The sequence below is a fragment of the Candidatus Paceibacterota bacterium genome (assembly GCA_035652395.1).
Lineage (GTDB): Bacteria > Patescibacteriota > Minisyncoccia > Phycocordibacterales > CAJBRS01 > JADGRH01.
In genome coordinates this window covers 56,565-73,193 of the sequence record DASRDX010000012.1, presented here as the reverse complement: position 1 = coordinate 73,193, position 16,629 = coordinate 56,565, and the positions used below count along the sequence as shown (strand labels likewise).

Sequence of the window (16,629 nt, the reverse complement as noted above, 5' to 3'; positions counted from 1 at the left end):
CAGGAAGCGTACAATTATAGGTAGATCACCTCTACCTATGAAAAGAATTCTAATCGCGGTTGCGGGGATAGTACTTTTCAGTTCGCCTGCTCACGCTTATCTCAAGAGCCCATATCCAAAAAAAGATACTTCGCCGAGCAATAATTGGACCTGGATGGGTCACGGCTGGGTAGGCGTCGACCGCTCACGTAAGTGAGCGGTCGTTTTTAGCTCTCGTTTAATTTCCATTTAACTTTTATTTAAGGCTCTTTTGCTAAGCTCGGCCAATGAAAATAGTTCTTTTGGCCTTTTGTTTCGGTTGCATTTTTCTCTATCTCTTGGTCTTTTTTGGACTGCTTCTTCTAGCCATTAGGAAATTTCTCTTAGGAAAGTAGAGAGGGCCGCAGTTTTGCTGAAATTTCAAAACTGCGGCTATTTATTTTTCCAATCTTGAGTACAATAACAACATGAGTAATTCCAATCTCCAAAAAGCCACTTTCGGCGCCGGCTGCTTCTGGCAGGTGGAAGAAATCTTTCGCAATATTAAGGGGGTAAAAGAAACGGCCGCCGGCTACGCCGGCGGCCAGCTCCAAAATCCCACCTACGAGCAGGTATGCACTGATAAAACCGGTCATGCCGAAGTGGTAGAAATCCTATACGATCCCAAAGAAGTGGACTACGAAGAACTTCTAAAAATCTTTTTTGAAAATCACAATCCGACCACTTTAAATCGTCAAGGTCCGGATGTCGGCACTCAATACCGTTCCGCTATTTTCTATCATACGCCGGAGCAGAAAGAGATCGCCGAAAAATACAAAAATGAACTGGAAAAATCCGGCAAATTCAAAGACCCTATCGTCACTGAAATAGCTCCTGCCACTACTTTTTATCGCGCTGAAGAATACCACCAAAAATATTTAGCCAAACGCGGACTAAAGGTTTGTGACATTTAACTTAATCTAGTTTTCTTTCTCCGACGGTAGATTAAAAAGAAGACCCAGATTAAAACGACTGCTATTAAAAACTCGCCAAAATAAGGGTAAATATAAATCCAGACTCTGCCAAAAAGATATCCCCCCAAAACATAGAGAAGAACGTCAGAAGTCTCGCCCAGCACTTCATAAAACAAAAATTTTCTATATTCAATCTTGCGTAGGCCCGAAAGGAGATTTACGGCCGGCCCGATTTCGGTAATAAAGCGGCTGATGAAAATTGACTTGCGAACATGATTTTTAAAATCCTGCTGAAGATCTTGAAACCATTTCTTTCTGAAAATCCAGCCTAATCCAATCTGATATAAAAAACGCCGACCATAGAGCCTCCCCAGAAAATAGCCGAGATTATCGCCTAAGATGTTGCCCAAAAGGCCAATTCCTATCACCACATAAATATTCATGTACTGATGTGCGGCCAATCCGCCCGAAATGATCAAACTCCACGTAGAAGGCAGCGGAAAAATAAAAGCGGCCACGAAAACAATAAAAAAAAGAGCAAAATATTTATAAGCTAACAAAAACGGCAGGAAATAGAGGCTCAGAAAGTTCATGAATATATTAACGTTAACACAAGTTGGCCGAGTTATAATAGTAAGATGAGAGATAAGAAACAAGTTTATTTCGTCCGTCACGGCGAGACTCCTTTAAATGCCAAAAATTTTCGCCAAGGACGGCAGGGACCCTTAAGCGCTCTTGGCCGAGAGCAGGCGGCTTTTGTCGGCGAGCGTTTTACGAAAATTCCTGTTGATATAATCTTTTCCAGTCCGTACGAACGAGCAGAGGAAACTGCCAGAATCATTGCTTCAAAAATTGACAAAAAAGTGGAGGTTATTGAGATTTTAAGTGAACGTCGAAATCCTCACGAAATTATCGGGCGCTCGTCCGAGGATCCAGAAGTGGCCACCATCCTTGATCGTATTGATCGAAGCTTTCATACAAATGACCTGCGCTATTCTGACGAGGAAAATTTCAGCGATTTGAAGGATCGGACCAACAAATTATTGCGCTTTTTAGAGGCGCGACCGGAAAAGCAGATTCTTTGCATCACTCATCATATATTCTTGCGATGTGTAGCTGGCTACATTGAGAAAGGGGAGAAGTTTACCGCTAACGATTTTGCTAAGTTTACTTTCCTTAACCCACTAAATAATGCTGGCATCACTCTCTGCACCTACGAGCCGGAATTCAGAGGTTTTTTTCGCAAGCGTCAGCTTGATCCGCACGAAAATCTTGGTTGGAAGCTGGTAATTTGGAATGATTATGGCCGGATTGATCCGAAAACCGAACCCGACTCTCTCAATCCATCTGAAAAGAAGTGATAAAATGAAAAAATGCTCGGGCATCATCTTCACCATCTTAATCTTTTTGAAATTCTAGTACCTTTTTTTAGTCATTGGGGGTATTTAATCATTTTCAGCAGTGTTTTTCTGGAGAGCTTACCGCTTATTGGTTATATTTCCCCTGGTGGAATTTCCCTTATTTTAGGCGGTTTTTTGGCGAAAATTTTGGTTTTAAACTTCTGGGTTGCCGCTATCATCGCTTTTGTCGGGGCCTTAGTCGGTGATTTAGTAGCCTATGGACTGGGGCACGCTTATGGGCATCGTTTTTTGAGACAGTTTGGTCACTACTTTTTTCTGAAAGAGGCTCATCTGGCGCAAACGGAAAGACTATTACAAACACATACTGGAAAGGCCATAATTTTTGGCAGATTCAGCTACATTACTCGCTCCATTACCCCCTTTCTTGGCGGCGTTTCCAACATTTCTTTTAGAAAATTCTTAATTTACGATTTAGTCGCTATCTTAATCTGGGACTTATCCCATCTCTTGATTGGTTTTGTTGTCGGTCAGGGTTATGCTATCGCCGCTCGCTACATTAATTACATTATGCTGATAGCCATAGTCTTGGCGGTAATAATTTTTTACACTTATCGGTTGATAAATCGTCATCATCACGCTTTTCGCAAATATCATGTCTACACCCTCATCATCAATATTTTTTCCATTTACATTTTTGCTGAAACACTCGATAGTGTTCTGGAGCGTGGCTGGTTTTATCATGCTGACAGACTAGTTAATCATCTTGTTGCTACCATTTGGAACCCCATAGCGGCTGAGACGATGCTTTTTATTACCAATCTTCTAACTCCGTTAAATGTTTTCCTATTTTCCTGTTTATTTATCGGTTACCTCGTTCACAAGAGAGAATGGTATTACGCTTTATTGTCCTTCTTCGCTTTAAATCTGGGAGTCATTGGCGAATATTCTTTGAAAATTTTGATCGGCCGGCCACGACCAATTAGTACCATTCTCCAAGAGAATAGTTTCAGCTTTCCGAGCGGCCACGCCACCCTAATCGCTATTTTCAGCCTGCTGTTGTTCCATTGCTGGAGGCGCAATCTAAAATCAAATACAGAGAAAATTTATTTCCTAATTGTCTGTCTTTTGTTAATGTTGTTGGTGGGAGCAAGCCGTATTTACTTAAGCGTGCACTGGTTAAGCGATATTATTGGCGGTTACGCTCTGGGAGTCTTTTGTGTTACTTTTTGTATCCTGCTTCTAAGAGGAAGCTCCTATGTCTGGCCGATTCTGGTAAAAATGGCTGAGGCTCTTATCTACCCGGTTCAAGCTAAAAGGATAGAATCAAAAACGGAAAGTCTTAATTCTCCGAAACCGCAACAAAATGGCTAAAATACTAGATGGCAGAGTCGTTCGCGATAAATTTGCCGCCGACTTAAAAAGAAAAATCGCTAAATTAGACCAAAAACCAACTTTGGCTATTGTTCAGATTGGAAATCTGGCTCAATCAAGCGCTTACATTCGGCAGAAAAAACTTTTCGGAGAAAAAATAGGAGCAAAAGTTACTCATTTAAAATTTTCGGCCACAATTGCCCAATCAAAATTAATCAAGGTAATCGAGAAATTAAATAAGGATCGGCGAATAGACGGCATAATTATTCAATTGCCGATCCCGCGCCACCTTAACAAGAGTGAAATTATTGAAACCATTTTGCCGGAGAAAGATGTGGACGGCTTGCATTCAAAAAATGTTAAAAAACTCTGGACCGGAGAAGACGATGGATTAATCGGCGCTACACCGCGCGGCATTCTTAATTTAATTAAATATTATCGTATCCCCATTCGGGGAAAGAGAGCGGTGGTGGTCGGCCGCTCCGCTTTAGTCGGCCGACCGACCGCCGCCCTCTTATTAAAAGAAGGAGCCACTATCACTACCGCCCATCGGCAGACTAAAGATCTGGCTGCTCAAACTCGCCAAGCGGATCTTCTCGTGGTGGCGGCCGGCGTACCGAATTTAATCGGTTCTCGGCATGTCAAAAAGGGTCAAGTGATTGTCGACGTTGGTATTAACTTAATTGCCGGCCGCCCTTCATCTAAAAAGAATAAAAAAATCACCAAGCTTCAGGAAGAAATTAGCGCTCCGAAAATGGTAGGAGATGTGGATTTCAAAAATGTTTCTAAAATAGTAAAAGCTATCTCGCCGGTACCCGGCGGCGTCGGGCCAATGACGGTAGCGGCCCTTTTTCAAAATCTGGTAGAAACGAACATGCGTAAAATTGAAAAGGGTAATAAACGAATTAAAAGAAATCGTTAAAATGTTATACTGAATTATTAGCATCTAATTTAATTTTTATGAACGGAGATCAAAATTCCAATGATAGTCAAAATTATCAACGTTACGGCATGCGACGTCGCTTCTGGGGCGCTCTCATTTTTATTGTCATAATTGCTCTGATTGTTTTTGCTTTCCATCACGAAGGTCATTATAAAGGGGAAAATATCGCCAATTTGCCGACAATAGCCGTCAGCGGTCATGGGGAAGTCTTTGCCACTTCAACTGTCGCTACCTTTAGTTTTACCGCCAGTGATAGAGAGACAACCGTTACAGACGCCCAAAACAAAATGGCCGTCAAAGCCAATGCCGCCATTGATTTTCTAAAAAAGAACGGAGTAGATCAAAAAGATATTCAAACCATCGATTACAGCGTCAATCCAACTTATGCCGATCGATCCGCCATCATCTGTCCAACCGGTGCTTATAATTGCGGTGGAGGTACCCCGACCATTAACGGTTATGAGGTAAGTGAAACCATCACGGTGAAGCTTCGAGATCCATCCAAATCTGGAACAATTTTGCAGGGAGTTGGCAGTGCCGGCGTCTCAAATATCAGCGGTCTATCTCTTAGCATTGATAATCCAACCTCTCTTCAGGAAGCTGCCCGCAAACTGGCCATTGACGACGCTAAAGCTAAAGCTAAGCAGTTAGCCAAAGACCTTGACATAGATCTTGACAGAATTGTCAGTTTCCAAGAGAACGGCAATAATCCCGGACCGATTCCGTACGCTAAAGACATGGCCCTTAGTCAGGCCGCAGGCTCTGCTCCGGTCGCTCCCGAAATTCCAGTTGGCCAAAATAAAATTACTTCGGACGTAACGATTACGTACGAGATTCGATAGAGGGAAAAGGGAAGACCGGGTTTTGCCGTCGGCAAAACCCGGTCTTTTTATTTGACAATTAAAGAGCTCGGAGTATGATTAATTTATAACCCCGTGCGGGGTTTTTTAGTAAAAATAACGAGCCTTAGCGAGTATATTTAAGGCTACAAATCGTCATGGGATTAGGCAATTATCTAAAAGAAACACGAATTGAAATGAAGCATGTCAGCTGGCCAAGCCGCCGGCAGGCTATTAATTACACCCTGCTTGTCATCGTCATCTCGCTCGTAGTTGCCGCTTATTTAGGTTTGTTCGATTCTTTATTTTCTTATTTGATCCAGAAAGTTATTTTGAAATAACATGAGTAAACAGCAATTAGAAGGGGAGCGTAACTGGTACGCCATCCATACTTACGCCGGCTATGAAAATGCGGTGATGCGAAATCTCAAACAGCGCATTGAGTCGCTTGGTATGGAAGATAAAATTTTCAACGTTCTTGTTCCAACTGAAAAGAAAATCAAAATCAAAGGCGGCAAGCGGGTAGAGGAGGAAGAAAAAATTTATCCTGGCTACATTTTAGTAGATATGATTGTCACTGATGATTCTTGGTATGTGGTGCGAAACACTCCTCGAGTAACCGGCTTCGTCGGCTCTGGCGTTTATCCCGTACCTCTGGAAAAAAGTGAGGTGGAAGGACTTTTCAAGCGCATGAATGCTGACACTATTAAACACACTATTAACCTTGATCCGGGAGATGCCGTCATTATTGCTGATGGCCCATTTAAGGAACTGGAAGGTAAAGTTAGTGAAGTAGATGAGGAACGAGGCAAAGTAAAGGTGTTAGTTTCAATGTTCGGACGGGAAACACCTGTAGAGTTAGACTTCTTGCAAGTCAAGAAAATTTAAGATAACTTATCAGTCTATGGCTAAAAAAATCACCAAAATTCTAAAAATGCAGATTCCGGGCGGAGCAGCCGTACCAGGGCAGCAACTCGGCCCGACTCTCGGAGGCGCCGGCATTAATATCGGCGAATTCGTCAAGCGTTTTAATGAGGAAACTAAAGACCGGCGAGGAGAGGTTGTGCCAACCGTAGTGGAAGTTTACGAAGATCGGAGCTACAAGATGATTTATAAAACGGAACCGGCTACTAGTTTGATTTTAAAGGCAATCGGAGCGGAAAAAGGTTCAGGCACCAATTTAACCAAGAAGGCGGGCACCATCTCTAAAGCCAAAATTCGGGAAATTGCCGAGAAGAAGATGGTAGATCTTAACGCCAACAATATTGAAGCAGCTTCCAAGATTATCGAGGGAAGCGCGAGATCTATGGGCGTGGAGGTTAAGTAAAGTAACCTTGTAAAATCTTTCAGACTAAGCTATAAGGTATCCAGAAAGGATACCAATGGCATTAACAGCTGTTTCCGAGAAGATTAAATCTCGTTCAGAAATTTTTCGGCTCCTGAATAAGTATAAGGTCCCATGGCAAACCTGGGGACAGGGAGCGTCTCGCAGTCTGGAAGCGTTTTTCCAATATCATGAACGGGAGAAATTATATTTCCAAAACCACTGTGGTGATCAGCTAATCATTCATGTCCACGCGGCTGTGGTCATCGTTCTGCATCGTTATCGAGGTCGCTTGCTGGAAATCTACGAAGACCGGCAGGTTTGCGACAACGGTACTATTTTAAGACGTTCCAATTTCAATGGTATTGGCGAAACGATGTTAAGAGGAGAAGAAAAAATTAAATCAGCACAACGGGCTTTGCAACAGGAACTTGGTTTTCACGATCCTTCAAAGTATCAATTATCTGATTGCCTTCAAGTGGAACGTCGGATACCCGTTGAATCGGAAAAATGGCCCGGTATTTGGGCAGTTTATAATCGGCATATATTCCAGTGTGTGATACCGAGGGAGCTCTTCAAAAAGGACGGTCATATCGAAAGAGAGGATGGACGAACCATTTATTTTCTCTGGCGAGAGGCTGATAACCAATACAGACTCGATTTCTGACATCCCACAAGGATGTCTTTTATTTATCGGTCAGGTCTTTACTTTTTGGCCATTTTAGCTAAAGTTTCAGTCAGAAATGAATCAGTCCACTTTTCTCCGTCAAAACAGGGTTTCCTCCTATCGTCCAAAACCTACCATAGTCATCTGTCACGGCTGGAACGTTCTTTTACCTGATGATCTGACCTACTTAAGGCAGGTTCTGAGGGAAGAGGAGTATAAATTAGAATATTTAGATTTGACCTCTCTTCATCAGGTGCCAGATACACAAGAAAGAGAAAATCACGTACAGCACGTAGCGCAGCTGACTAGAACAGCCACTCTTTCCGTTTTTTTCATCTCTGACAAGTGCAGAGAAAGTCTAATGCAAATTTCCTTCGCTCTGGGTCATTCTCTGCATAATTACGGGTCCCAACTCTTAGCCATCGTTTTTAAAGAGGAGCTTTTTGAAGCTCTGAAGGGTTGGTATCATCGACGGCAATGGCCTCGATTTACCGTCATTCAATGTCCAGATGTTCACAGAGCAATTGAAGAGATCAGGAAAATAGTAACCAAATCTCAAGCGTTTAGGTGAGGTCTCAAACCTCACTTTTTATTTAAATAAAATAAGTGAGACTCATGTCTCACTTTTAACCACGCTATATTCTAGGAACAAAGTACCACTTTCAGTTTTTTCCAGATTTTCTAGACGCAACTTGGCTTCGATAGGCTCTTTGAAAAGGGAAAGGCCTTGTCCGAAGACTACGGGTTCAACCGTCAGATAAATTTTATCCACCACGCTGGCTTTCATAAACATGGTGTAGATCTGGCTGCCGCCACAGATTGCCACTTCGGTTTTGCCTTGCTTTTCCAGTTTCTCCAAAAGGAGACGCGGCTCATCGTTCATGACCTCCACTCCTTCTATTTGAAGGGGCTCTCGAGAATAAACAATATTTAATCTGTCTTTTAAAGGTTTCTGGAAAGTCTTAAAAGTGGTATGACCAACCACCACCACACCGGCTCGCTTAGTTAGCTCAACAAAGTGTTTCTTGTCCTCCTTGCTAGTCCAGTTAAGGGAGCTTGAGGGATGGGCCGGATCCAAAGCGATGAAACCGTCAGCGCTTTGAGCGGCAATAATGAAACATTTAATCATCTTCGAATTATAAAACGCTTGCCCATTTCTTGAAAGTTGTTCAATTAGGGAGGATTGTTATACTTTATTCACTATGTCGAAAAGTTATGAAATCGAGATCAAAAGCCTGCTTGGTAGTAAAGAAAATGCCGACACGCTTCGCCAGAAAATTGTGGCTAAGGGCGGTAAACTAAAATCAGAAATTCACGACAAACAGTTAAATCACTACTTCACCTACACTGACCTTTCAAAATTTCACAGCGATATTCTTTCGTATCTACCCAATGATAAAAAAGAAATTTTTTCTGAAATCATTACCCGCGGTAAAAATTTCTCCATCCGCACCCGCGAATCAAATGGAAAAGTGTTATTGGTAATCAAGGCTTCGCTTGACGATCATACTAGCGACAATGGCGTCTCTCGAATGGAGTTTGAATCAGAAACGAATATGAGTTTGGAGGACTTAGACAAGGTCTTGCTAGCTGCCGGTCTCCAATATCAAGCTAAATGGTCGCGCGAGAGGGAAGAGTATCAATTGGAAGATACGAATATAACTATCGACAAAAATGCCGGTTATGGTTATTTGGCCGAATTTGAGAAGGTAATTGAAAATGAGGAAGAGGCCGCTGCCGCCAAATCTAACCTTCTGGTCTTAATGGCCGATTTTGGAGTAGGGGAATTATCCCAAGAGCGAATTGAGCGAATGTTTGCTTTTTACAATAGCCACTGGCCAGAATATTACGGAACTGATAAAGTTTTTACTATTAAATAATTTTTTCGTATGTCTTCCGAGAATATTTCTATAAATCGAGGCATCTTCAGTTCTGGATCAAATTTCCGTGAACGGTATATATCTGACTACAAACGCCTAGCTCAATTAGTTGAACACTGCCGAGGTTTAGGGCTGAAAATTGTTTTGACTCAAGGTACCTATGACATGGTTCATATCGGTCACGCCCGATATTTTGAGACTGCCAAAAAACACGGGGATATTTTAATAGTAGGCGTGGATAGTGATGAAAAAGTTCGCAATAGAAAAGGGCCTGAGCGCCCGGTCGTTCCGGAAGAAGAAAGACTTGAAATGGTGGCGCACCTTCGTCCAGTAGATGTGGTGGTTTTAAAACCTCTTAAAGCGCCAAAATGGCAATTAATTAAAATGATTAGGCCGGACACTCTGATTGCGACTAAGACAACTTACAACAGGGCGCAGATAAAAAAATTAAAAAAGTGGTGCAAAGAAGTGGTGATATTAGACCCGATGGCCACCACTTCAACTAGTGCCAAAATCAGAAAATTACAAATCAGTACGGCCAAGAGCTTGGGCATGGCACTAACACCAAAAATAATGGACACTATTGAAGAAGTCTTAAATAATCTTAAAAATCAGGATTAATGAAAACTGTTATCATTGCTTATATACCCGTTCTCCACGAAGGCTATAGGAAGCTTTTCGCAAGTCATCCTGAAGCAAAAGAAATTTTTATTTTAGGGAAGGATCTAATTGCTGATTTCCCTCATTTAGCTAAAGATATCCGACAGCTCAATCCCGATGAAGTCAAGAAAGCCTTAGAAAGCTGGAGTTTGTTTGACCAAGTGCAAATATTAGACGAACCAGCTTTGGAAAAGCTTAAGGATGAAAAGATTCGAATTATTTTGCCCAATGAAGAAGTAATGAAATCTCTGGCCGATAAGTATTTGTCTAAAAAGGAAATAATTTACAGCCCACTCTTTTTAAGATGGGATAAACATAAGACAGTTCAGGAAACTGAATTAAGGCCGGACAGAATATCAACTGCAGAATTTGATAGAGAGATTATGAAGCTGGCCGAGCAAGAAGCAGAAAAGAGTACAGATATTTGGCGTCGAGTTGGATCCATTCTTGTTAAGGATAAAAAAATTTTACACCAGACCCATAATGAGGCGGTGCGAGGGGAACACTCTCCGATGTACGAGGGGGACCCGCGGAATAATTTTCATAAGGGCGTTCACCTTGAGCTATCTATTTTTATTCATTCTGAAGCCAAGATAATCGCCGATTTGGCACGAGAAGGAACTTCTACGGAGGGAACTGATATATACGTTACTACTTTCCCATGTCCTCCTTGCGCTAAAGTGGTGGCCTGCGCGGGAATCAAACGAGTCTTTTATCGAAGCGGATACGGCGTTCTCGACAGCGAGATGATTTTTAAAGATAAAGGTATTGAGATTATCCGAGTTGACTAAATAAAAAGGATCGCTATTGCATGCGATCCCTAACTAAACTCTGCTCGGCTAGCGAAAGATTTTCGAATGAAGTTCCTTGCCGCATTTTTTCGAAGACTCTCAGTATCTGGTTTTTCGCCAGAATTTCCTCCGGCTCCTTGGCCAAGGTTATTTGAACTCGACCACTTCCGTCAGGCACTTGAATGTTGAAGTGAAGATGACGAATGCTACCGGCGTTGAATCTTGGATTACCGAACCGGATAGCTAATGCCCCGCCGGGGAATTTGTATTTTTCCTGGACCCAAGAAAAAGCCTTACCCAATCTTCTCCAATCGTCATCGTTTAAAGCCGCGAGATCATTAGTGTGCAGTCGGTAAGCTGCCACTATATGAAAGGCGTGGTGCTTTTGCGGAAACGGATTTAACCACATTCTCCACGACCTGTTTTCATAAATCACGGTGTTTTTGGTCGGGTCAATCTGACAGAACATGCACCGCTTGGCCAGAATTCCTTCAACCATCGATATGTATTGGGGGAATGTCCGTACATTGAGCAAACTGCCAATCTCTTCCTCCTGAAGACCCGGTACCGTTATTAAATTTTTAGGTTCTATTTTGTCCTCCTTTTTACTAAGGCCTTTTTAACACATTGAAGTCTAAAGTCAATTTATTTCTTTCTTCCCTTAGGATCACCAATCTTAAATTTAATCGCTATCTTTTCCGGATTTTCTAAATCAGGTTCTATAAGATGGGCATGTATGTGACGAACACTGCTGCCATAATTACCAAATTTAGAATTTGAACCAAATCGAATGGCAACCGCTCCACCCGGAATATTTTCCTGACGCACCAATTCTTGAAAAAGCTTAATTAACTCAGAACCTGCTTCTGAATCGATATCAATAATACTTTCTTGGTGAGTTTTATAAATAGCGATGTAATGATGTTTGGTATAAATGTATGGCCATTGATTTTCAGTTAACAGCCAATATTTACCTTCCTTAAGTATCGGATTTTTATGATATTTTACTAAATTTTCTCTACAGAAAGGACAAACTCCATCTGCAATAATTTGCTCCAACACCTTTTTTTGGTCTTCGCGGCGAGCGTTTGATAACTCAACGAAATTTTGATCCTCTCCAGTCATTTTAGATTGCGACAGGAATTTTTTTGATTCCCGGATGAGGATTATAATCTGATAGAGAGAAATCTTCATACCGAAAGGCAAAAAGATCTTTCTTTTCAGCGTTTAGGGTCATGGTCGGTAATGGTCGAGGTTCTCTCTCCAGCATAGTTTTTACAGCTTCGACTTGATCAACATAAATATGGGCATCGGAAATAGTATGGATATATTCATAAGGAATAGTATTGGTAACGTGAGCCAGCATCATTAATAAGGCTCCATATTGGATCATGTTTGACGGTACTCCCACTGGAACATCTCCCGATCGCTGGAACATGTGCAAAGTTAATTTATTGTTGATTACTTTTAGATGAACCCAACCATGGCAGGGCGCTACCACTACTTTTTGTTGTTTGCCTTTGCCGCGGCCTATATATTGTGGAATCCACGGACTGACAAAATGAGTACGAAGGTGAGGTTCTTCAATTATTTGTTCAACAATATGTTTAAATTGATTGAATGTAGGACCCTCAATGGTGGGGAAGTCATGAAAGGCGGCGCCATAAGAACCTGGCCCTAGATCTCCTGGTGCCAATCCGCGTTTGGCGCATTTTTCCGGCGTCCCCCAAGCTTTCCACCAATAACAACCAAAACTCTCAAGCTGCTCCAGTGTCCGAGCGCCATTTATAAATGCACAAATTTCCCCGATAGCTTGCTGCCAGACTGTTACCGGCAGAAACTCCGAAGTTTTCGGATTCATGTTTCGTTCAGTGATCATTGGGAACCCGTTTTCCATTTTAAAACGCATCGAGCCGGGAGCCATTAAAGTGATAGCATCGATGCCTTGTTGACTCGTCATTTTTTCTCCTTCTTCGAGGATTTTTCGAAGAAGAATTTGGTATTGATTATCAGCCGTCCGCTGATCGTATGGCTTCATATCCTCAGTCTATCTTATCGCCTTTCAAAAAGTCAAAATCTTTACAAAACTAACCTCACCCGTATAATCTCTGGGCGTATTTTATTTATGATAAGATGTTTTTATGATTTAGCTTCCTAAAAAACCGTTTCCCTTTATTCCACTTTAATTTCAATGAATCATGAAAGATAAACAAATTGCTAAATTAATTAAAGAAGAAATTTCGCGCCAGAAAAAAGTTATTAATCTTATTGCTTCCGAGAATATTGTGTCGGCGGATGTACTCACGGCTCTCGGATCGGAGCTGACTAATAAATATGCTGAAGGTTATCCGGCTAAACGTTACTATGGGGGTAACGAGGTGACTGACCAAATAGAAGACTTGGCAAAAGCTCGGGCTCTGAAATTATTCAAATTAAATCCAAAGAAATGGCACGTGAATGTCCAACCTCTCTCCGGTTCTCCCGCCAATGTGGCCGTTTATCTAGCCCTGGTGCCGCCAGGAGGCAAAATTATGGGTATGAGTCTGACGGCGGGTGGGCACCTCACGCACGGACACAAAGTTTCCATTACCGGCAGTTTCTGGCAGCAGGTGCCATTCGGAGTAAATGAAAAAACTGAAACTCTGGATTTCAAAGCTCTCCAAAAAATTGCTGAACTGGAAAGGCCGGACATTATTGTGGCCGGTTTTACCGCTTATCCTCGCATTGTTGATTTTAAAAAATTTAGAAAAATTGCCGATAAAGTTGGGGCCATTTTAATGGTGGACATGTCTCACTTTGCCGGACTGGTGGCCGGTCGCGCTTATCCTTCGCCCTTTGATTACGCCGATGTTGTTACCACTACGGTTCATAAAACCCTGCGCGGCCCGCGAGCGGCCATGATCTTTGTGCGAAAAGACGAGAGGGGATTTGACAAAAAGATTGACAAAGCCATCTTCCCCGGTATGCAAGGCGGTCCGCACCTCAATCAGATTGCCGCCGTGGCGGTGGCTCTTGGAGAAGCTGATACTAAGGAATTTAGAAACTACGCCAAGCAAGTGATTAAGAACACAGCTGCCATGGCGGGTGAATTGGCCAAACTCGGCTGGCGGATTATTTCCGGAGGTACTGACAGCCATCTGATTTTGATGGACACTTGGATGGGGGGCACAGGACTTTCCGGCAAGGAAGCCAGTGATCGACTAGAGAAAGCTGGCATTATCGTCAACAAAAATACAATTCCGGGTGAATCGCGCAGCGCCGTTGATCCATCGGGTATACGCTTGGGTACGGCCGCGGAAACTACTCGCGGCAAGAAGGAAGAAGATATGCGCAAGATTGCCCGAAAGATTGACTCAATCTTGCGCCAGAAATAATCCTCTAGGCAAAAATTTTTCTTGTGCTATCTTAAAAATGAATGAAGCTCTTTAAACGCGAACCTCGTAAAAGAGGTTATCACTTTGCTTTCGCCGGAGTGTCACGATTTAACAAAGAAACAGCCTATCGTCTCTTGCAATCAAGGTTTCGAGGGGTTCTGAATTTTTATGGACGACCACGCGCCGGCATTGGAGAAAGAACCAAACCTCAACTTTTTAGCGTCTTATTTCCACCGCTGGGATTTTCCTCCAATCAATTACTTGAGATCTGCTTAAGTTATTGTCTGGTTCAAGCGGAAAAAGTTAGGCAAATTATTGCTCAAGGAAAGTCAGTTATTAGCTGGCATGCCTACGTGGAAGCGACTAAAGCTCACTATCAATCGGAGATAAACCAAGAAGATTTTTCTGAAAGGATCAATCTTCTTTACCAGCGGTATGGTAATGCTCTTCTACCCGATCAGCTTTTTTATCCTCGGATTAGCGAAGAGGACGGTCTACAAGAAGCGCAGGGGTACCTGCGAAGCTTGCTTATGGGACCGTATGACAATGATCGGATTCTTGAAAACTCGAAAGTGATTAAGAATTATGAAGAGCAGATTTTAGCTGAGCCAGAACGTTGGAAAATACTTGATGGCTGTCAGCACCCTTCTTACATTGCAGATGAAATTACTCGGCATCTCATTGATAAGTATAATATCCGGCCGTCAATCAAATGATTGGCGGATTTTATTTTGATTTAGCATATAATAAACTCATGAGTGTGCCGAAATTAAAAGAACTCATAGAGGTGGCTTTAAAGGAACTGAATTTAGAAGTTCCGGAATTTGTTTTGGAGCATCCAACCAACCTTGATCATGGAGATTATTCTTCCAATGTGGCTTTAGTGCTGGGAAAGAAGTTAAAGAAGGAGCCGCTTTCGCTGGCGGTGGAGATTACCCAAAAATTAAATGAGAAAAAAGATATTGATGTTGAAAGGGTCGAAGTGGCGGGAGCGGGTTTTATTAATTTTTATTTGTCAGGCAAGTTTTTTAGAGAGAGGGTAGCCGAAATTTTGGCCGCGGCAAAAAGCGGCCAAAATTTCGGCCAGAATCAAACTCTTAAAGATCGGCTGATTTTAGTTGAGTACACCGACCCGAATCCCTTTAAACAATTTCATATCGGTCACTTGATGAGTAATGCCGTCGGAGAATCCCTCTCGCGAATCATTTCTTTCGCCTCGGCGAATATTAAAAGAGTTTGTTATCAAGGGGATGCGGGGCGCCATGTCGCGCTGGCTATTTGGGGCATTCGATTTATGAAAGAGCCGTTTCCTGCGGAAACGGCCGCCCTCTCTTCCCGCATCAAATACCTTGGCCAAGCCTATGCTCTCGGTGCCAGTCATGCTAAAGACTCTCCGGAAAATGAAAAGGAGATCAATTCAATCAACCAGAAAATCTATGATCGCTCTGATGAAGAGATTAACCAGTTTTATGATCAAGGTCGCGAGTGGAGTCTAGAGTATTTTGAAGAAATCTATAAAAAGCTCGGTACGCAATTTGATCAATATTTTTTTGAGAGCGTAGCGGCGCCACGCGGCAAAGAGATAGTGACGAAATTTCTAAAGAAAGGCGTCTTTGAAGAAAGTGAAGGGGCTGTGGTCCTGAAGGAAGAAAAATCCGGACTTCACACCCGCGTCTTTATTAACAGTCAGGGCCTGCCAACCTATGAAGCCAAAGAGCTTGCTTTGGCTGAAATGAAGCACGAAGTTTTCCCGTACGATCTTTCTATCGTAGTGACTGCCAATGAAGTCAATGATTATTTTAAAGTTCTGCTAAAAGCCTTAGAATTCACCAATCCAAAATTAGCCGAAAAGACCAAACATATTTCTCACGGTCTGCTAAAATTGCCGACCGGCAAGATGTCATCCCGCACCGGCGAAGTCATCGCTGCCGAAGCGCTTTTGTCTGAGATTGAAAACCGAGCCAAAGAAAAGATGAAAGATCGCGGCTTTAATGAAGAGGAACAAACTAAATTGGCTTCCATTATTGCCGTCGGCGCCATTAAATACTCAATTCTTAAACAAAAGATTGGCAAGGATATCATTTTTGATATTGAAAATTCTCTATCATTTGAAGGGGATTCGGGACCGTATCTTCAGTACACTCACACCCGCGCTGAATCAGTTTTGCGAAAGGCCAAGGAAGAGGGAATGATGGCGGAGGCGACTACTGAAACGCCTCCGCCATCCACCTCTCTCGAACGTTACCTCTATCGCTTCCCAGAAATTGTCCAACGTGCTTTGGATGAAATGGAACCCCATCACCTCGCCACTTACTTAATTGAATTAGCTGGAGAATTTAATAATTTCTACGCCCACTCAAAAATCATTGATAAAGAAGACAAAAATTCCAGTTACAGATTAGCCTTAACTCAATCCGTCTCAACAGTCATGAAAAATGGTTTATATCTTTTAGGCATTCAAGTTCCCGAGAAGATGTAGTATTCTTA

21 protein-coding genes are annotated in these 16,629 nt (G+C 42.4%); 16 read left to right on the top strand and 5 right to left on the bottom strand.

Translation table 11 applies throughout. The features are described 5' to 3' along the window. Positions 1 to 446 precede the first annotated feature (446 nt). Complete coding sequence (gene msrA / locus VFA52_03075) at positions 447 to 932, top strand: peptide-methionine (S)-S-oxide reductase MsrA (protein ID HZS43176.1); 486 nt, start codon at positions 447 to 449, stop codon at positions 930 to 932. Here the strand turns inward: msrA and VFA52_03070 are convergent. Then, complete coding sequence (locus VFA52_03070; GenBank protein HZS43175.1) at positions 929 to 1,525, bottom strand: DedA family protein; 597 nt, start codon at positions 1,523 to 1,525, stop codon at positions 929 to 931. The two genes, msrA and VFA52_03070, sit on opposite strands and share 4 nt — an antisense overlap. A gap of 45 nt (positions 1,526 to 1,570) precedes the next feature. Between VFA52_03070 and VFA52_03065 the strand changes: the two genes are divergently transcribed. The 9 genes from VFA52_03065 to VFA52_03025 all read left to right on the top strand — a co-directional run bounded on the left by VFA52_03065 (position 1,571) and on the right by VFA52_03025 (position 8,008). Beyond that, a complete protein-coding gene (locus tag VFA52_03065) occupies positions 1,571 to 2,293 on the top strand; it encodes a histidine phosphatase family protein (GenBank protein ID HZS43174.1) in 723 nt (240 codons plus the stop codon). 12 nt (positions 2,294 to 2,305) lie between these two features. Continuing rightward, entirely contained in the window at positions 2,306 to 3,664 is a 1,359-nt protein-coding gene (locus VFA52_03060) for a bifunctional DedA family/phosphatase PAP2 family protein (GenBank protein ID HZS43173.1), read from the top strand. Continuing rightward, on the top strand, positions 3,657 to 4,586 hold the full coding sequence (locus tag VFA52_03055) for a bifunctional 5,10-methylenetetrahydrofolate dehydrogenase/5,10-methenyltetrahydrofolate cyclohydrolase (protein ID HZS43172.1): 930 nt from the start codon (positions 3,657 to 3,659) through the stop codon (positions 4,584 to 4,586). Before VFA52_03060 ends, VFA52_03055 begins: the two co-directional genes overlap by 8 nt. Before the next feature lie 38 nt (positions 4,587 to 4,624). Next, entirely contained in the window at positions 4,625 to 5,449 is an 825-nt protein-coding gene (locus tag VFA52_03050) for an SIMPL domain-containing protein (protein ID HZS43171.1), read from the top strand. Between the two features lie 155 nt (positions 5,450 to 5,604). After that, positions 5,605 to 5,787, top strand: coding sequence for a preprotein translocase subunit SecE (gene secE / locus VFA52_03045; protein ID HZS43170.1), 183 nt, complete (start codon positions 5,605 to 5,607; stop codon positions 5,785 to 5,787). Position 5,788: 1 nt separating this feature from the next. Then, entirely contained in the window at positions 5,789 to 6,334 is a 546-nt protein-coding gene (gene nusG / locus VFA52_03040) for a transcription termination/antitermination protein NusG (protein HZS43169.1), read from the top strand. 16 nt (positions 6,335 to 6,350) lie between these two features. Further along, a complete protein-coding gene (rplK, locus tag VFA52_03035) occupies positions 6,351 to 6,773 on the top strand; it encodes a 50S ribosomal protein L11 (GenBank protein HZS43168.1) in 423 nt (140 codons plus the stop codon). 55 nt (positions 6,774 to 6,828) lie between these two features. Continuing rightward, positions 6,829 to 7,437, top strand: coding sequence for a hypothetical protein (locus VFA52_03030; GenBank protein ID HZS43167.1), 609 nt, complete (start codon positions 6,829 to 6,831; stop codon positions 7,435 to 7,437). Between the two features lie 76 nt (positions 7,438 to 7,513). After that, a complete protein-coding gene (locus VFA52_03025; GenBank protein HZS43166.1) occupies positions 7,514 to 8,008 on the top strand; it encodes a hypothetical protein in 495 nt (164 codons plus the stop codon). A 42-nt stretch (positions 8,009 to 8,050) separates the two neighbouring features. Here the strand turns inward: VFA52_03025 and VFA52_03020 are convergent, their stop codons facing one another. Next, the gene (locus tag VFA52_03020) at positions 8,051 to 8,566 is read right to left on the bottom strand and encodes a dihydrofolate reductase family protein (protein ID HZS43165.1); all 516 of its coding nucleotides are present in this window, start codon (positions 8,564 to 8,566) and stop codon (positions 8,051 to 8,053) included. Between the two features lie 73 nt (positions 8,567 to 8,639). On the opposite strand from VFA52_03020, the gene VFA52_03015 reads away from it, so the two are divergent. The 3 genes from VFA52_03015 to VFA52_03005 are packed head-to-tail and all read left to right on the top strand — an operon-like array spanning position 8,640 to position 10,768. Then, on the top strand, positions 8,640 to 9,317 hold the full coding sequence (locus tag VFA52_03015) for a CYTH domain-containing protein (protein ID HZS43164.1): 678 nt from the start codon (positions 8,640 to 8,642) through the stop codon (positions 9,315 to 9,317). A 9-nt stretch (positions 9,318 to 9,326) separates the two neighbouring features. After that, positions 9,327 to 9,938: an adenylyltransferase/cytidyltransferase family protein gene (locus VFA52_03010; protein HZS43163.1), complete on the top strand. Its 612-nt coding sequence runs from the start codon at positions 9,327 to 9,329 to the stop codon at positions 9,936 to 9,938. Continuing rightward, a complete protein-coding gene (locus tag VFA52_03005) occupies positions 9,938 to 10,768 on the top strand; it encodes a deaminase (GenBank protein HZS43162.1) in 831 nt (276 codons plus the stop codon). The genes VFA52_03010 and VFA52_03005 overlap by 1 nt, the downstream gene beginning before the upstream one ends. A 13-nt stretch (positions 10,769 to 10,781) precedes the next feature. Here the strand turns inward: VFA52_03005 and VFA52_03000 are convergent, their stop codons facing one another. The 3 genes from VFA52_03000 to thyA form a co-directional block, all read right to left on the bottom strand. Beyond that, positions 10,782 to 11,267, bottom strand: a complete 486-nt coding sequence (locus VFA52_03000; GenBank protein ID HZS43161.1) for a hypothetical protein — start codon at positions 11,265 to 11,267, stop codon at positions 10,782 to 10,784. A gap of 146 nt (positions 11,268 to 11,413) precedes the next feature. Beyond that, entirely contained in the window at positions 11,414 to 11,893 is a 480-nt protein-coding gene (locus VFA52_02995) for a hypothetical protein (protein ID HZS43160.1), read from the bottom strand. A 1-nt stretch (position 11,894) separates the two neighbouring features. Further along, positions 11,895 to 12,806, bottom strand: coding sequence for a thymidylate synthase (gene thyA, locus VFA52_02990; protein ID HZS43159.1), 912 nt, complete (start codon positions 12,804 to 12,806; stop codon positions 11,895 to 11,897). A 160-nt stretch (positions 12,807 to 12,966) separates the two neighbouring features. On the opposite strand from thyA, the gene glyA reads away from it, so the two are divergent. From glyA to argS, 3 genes are read left to right on the top strand one after another with little or no spacing between them, the layout of a single operon-like run. After that, on the top strand, positions 12,967 to 14,142 hold the full coding sequence (gene glyA / locus VFA52_02985) for a serine hydroxymethyltransferase (protein ID HZS43158.1): 1,176 nt from the start codon (positions 12,967 to 12,969) through the stop codon (positions 14,140 to 14,142). A 41-nt stretch (positions 14,143 to 14,183) separates the two neighbouring features. Further along, complete coding sequence (locus tag VFA52_02980) at positions 14,184 to 14,858, top strand: hypothetical protein (protein HZS43157.1); 675 nt, start codon at positions 14,184 to 14,186, stop codon at positions 14,856 to 14,858. A gap of 38 nt (positions 14,859 to 14,896) precedes the next feature. Then, complete coding sequence (argS, locus tag VFA52_02975; GenBank protein ID HZS43156.1) at positions 14,897 to 16,621, top strand: arginine--tRNA ligase; 1,725 nt, start codon at positions 14,897 to 14,899, stop codon at positions 16,619 to 16,621. Positions 16,622 to 16,629 lie beyond the last annotated feature (8 nt).

What these genes read in the sequence shown, in the direction of transcription:
- VFA52_02980 (HZS43157.1), top strand. Translation starts at nt 14,184, where the DNA reads ATGAAGCTCTTTAAACGCGAACCTCGTAAAAGAGGTTATCACTTTGCT.
- VFA52_03020 (HZS43165.1), bottom strand. Translation starts at nt 8,566, where the DNA reads ATGATTAAATGTTTCATTATTGCCGCTCAAAGCGCTGACGGTTTCATC.
- VFA52_03050 (HZS43171.1), top strand. Translation starts at nt 4,625, where the DNA reads ATGAACGGAGATCAAAATTCCAATGATAGTCAAAATTATCAACGTTAC.
- VFA52_03065 (HZS43174.1), top strand. Translation starts at nt 1,571, where the DNA reads ATGAGAGATAAGAAACAAGTTTATTTCGTCCGTCACGGCGAGACTCCT.
- VFA52_03010 (HZS43163.1), top strand. Translation starts at nt 9,327, where the DNA reads ATGTCTTCCGAGAATATTTCTATAAATCGAGGCATCTTCAGTTCTGGA.
- VFA52_03005 (HZS43162.1), top strand. Translation starts at nt 9,938, where the DNA reads ATGAAAACTGTTATCATTGCTTATATACCCGTTCTCCACGAAGGCTAT.
- nusG (HZS43169.1), top strand. Translation starts at nt 5,789, where the DNA reads ATGAGTAAACAGCAATTAGAAGGGGAGCGTAACTGGTACGCCATCCAT.
- VFA52_03030 (HZS43167.1), top strand. Translation starts at nt 6,829, where the DNA reads ATGGCATTAACAGCTGTTTCCGAGAAGATTAAATCTCGTTCAGAAATT.
- glyA (HZS43158.1), top strand. Translation starts at nt 12,967, where the DNA reads ATGAAAGATAAACAAATTGCTAAATTAATTAAAGAAGAAATTTCGCGC.
- rplK (HZS43168.1), top strand. Translation starts at nt 6,351, where the DNA reads ATGGCTAAAAAAATCACCAAAATTCTAAAAATGCAGATTCCGGGCGGA.
- msrA (HZS43176.1), top strand. Translation starts at nt 447, where the DNA reads ATGAGTAATTCCAATCTCCAAAAAGCCACTTTCGGCGCCGGCTGCTTC.
- argS (HZS43156.1), top strand. Translation starts at nt 14,897, where the DNA reads ATGAGTGTGCCGAAATTAAAAGAACTCATAGAGGTGGCTTTAAAGGAA.
- VFA52_03070 (HZS43175.1), bottom strand. Translation starts at nt 1,525, where the DNA reads ATGAACTTTCTGAGCCTCTATTTCCTGCCGTTTTTGTTAGCTTATAAA.
- VFA52_03055 (HZS43172.1), top strand. Translation starts at nt 3,657, where the DNA reads ATGGCTAAAATACTAGATGGCAGAGTCGTTCGCGATAAATTTGCCGCC.
- VFA52_03060 (HZS43173.1), top strand. Translation starts at nt 2,306, where the DNA reads ATGCTCGGGCATCATCTTCACCATCTTAATCTTTTTGAAATTCTAGTA.
- VFA52_03000 (HZS43161.1), bottom strand. Translation starts at nt 11,267, where the DNA reads ATGGTTGAAGGAATTCTGGCCAAGCGGTGCATGTTCTGTCAGATTGAC.
- VFA52_03015 (HZS43164.1), top strand. Translation starts at nt 8,640, where the DNA reads ATGTCGAAAAGTTATGAAATCGAGATCAAAAGCCTGCTTGGTAGTAAA.
- VFA52_03025 (HZS43166.1), top strand. Translation starts at nt 7,514, where the DNA reads ATGAATCAGTCCACTTTTCTCCGTCAAAACAGGGTTTCCTCCTATCGT.
- secE (HZS43170.1), top strand. Translation starts at nt 5,605, where the DNA reads ATGGGATTAGGCAATTATCTAAAAGAAACACGAATTGAAATGAAGCAT.
- VFA52_02995 (HZS43160.1), bottom strand. Translation starts at nt 11,893, where the DNA reads ATGACTGGAGAGGATCAAAATTTCGTTGAGTTATCAAACGCTCGCCGC.
- thyA (HZS43159.1), bottom strand. Translation starts at nt 12,806, where the DNA reads ATGAAGCCATACGATCAGCGGACGGCTGATAATCAATACCAAATTCTT.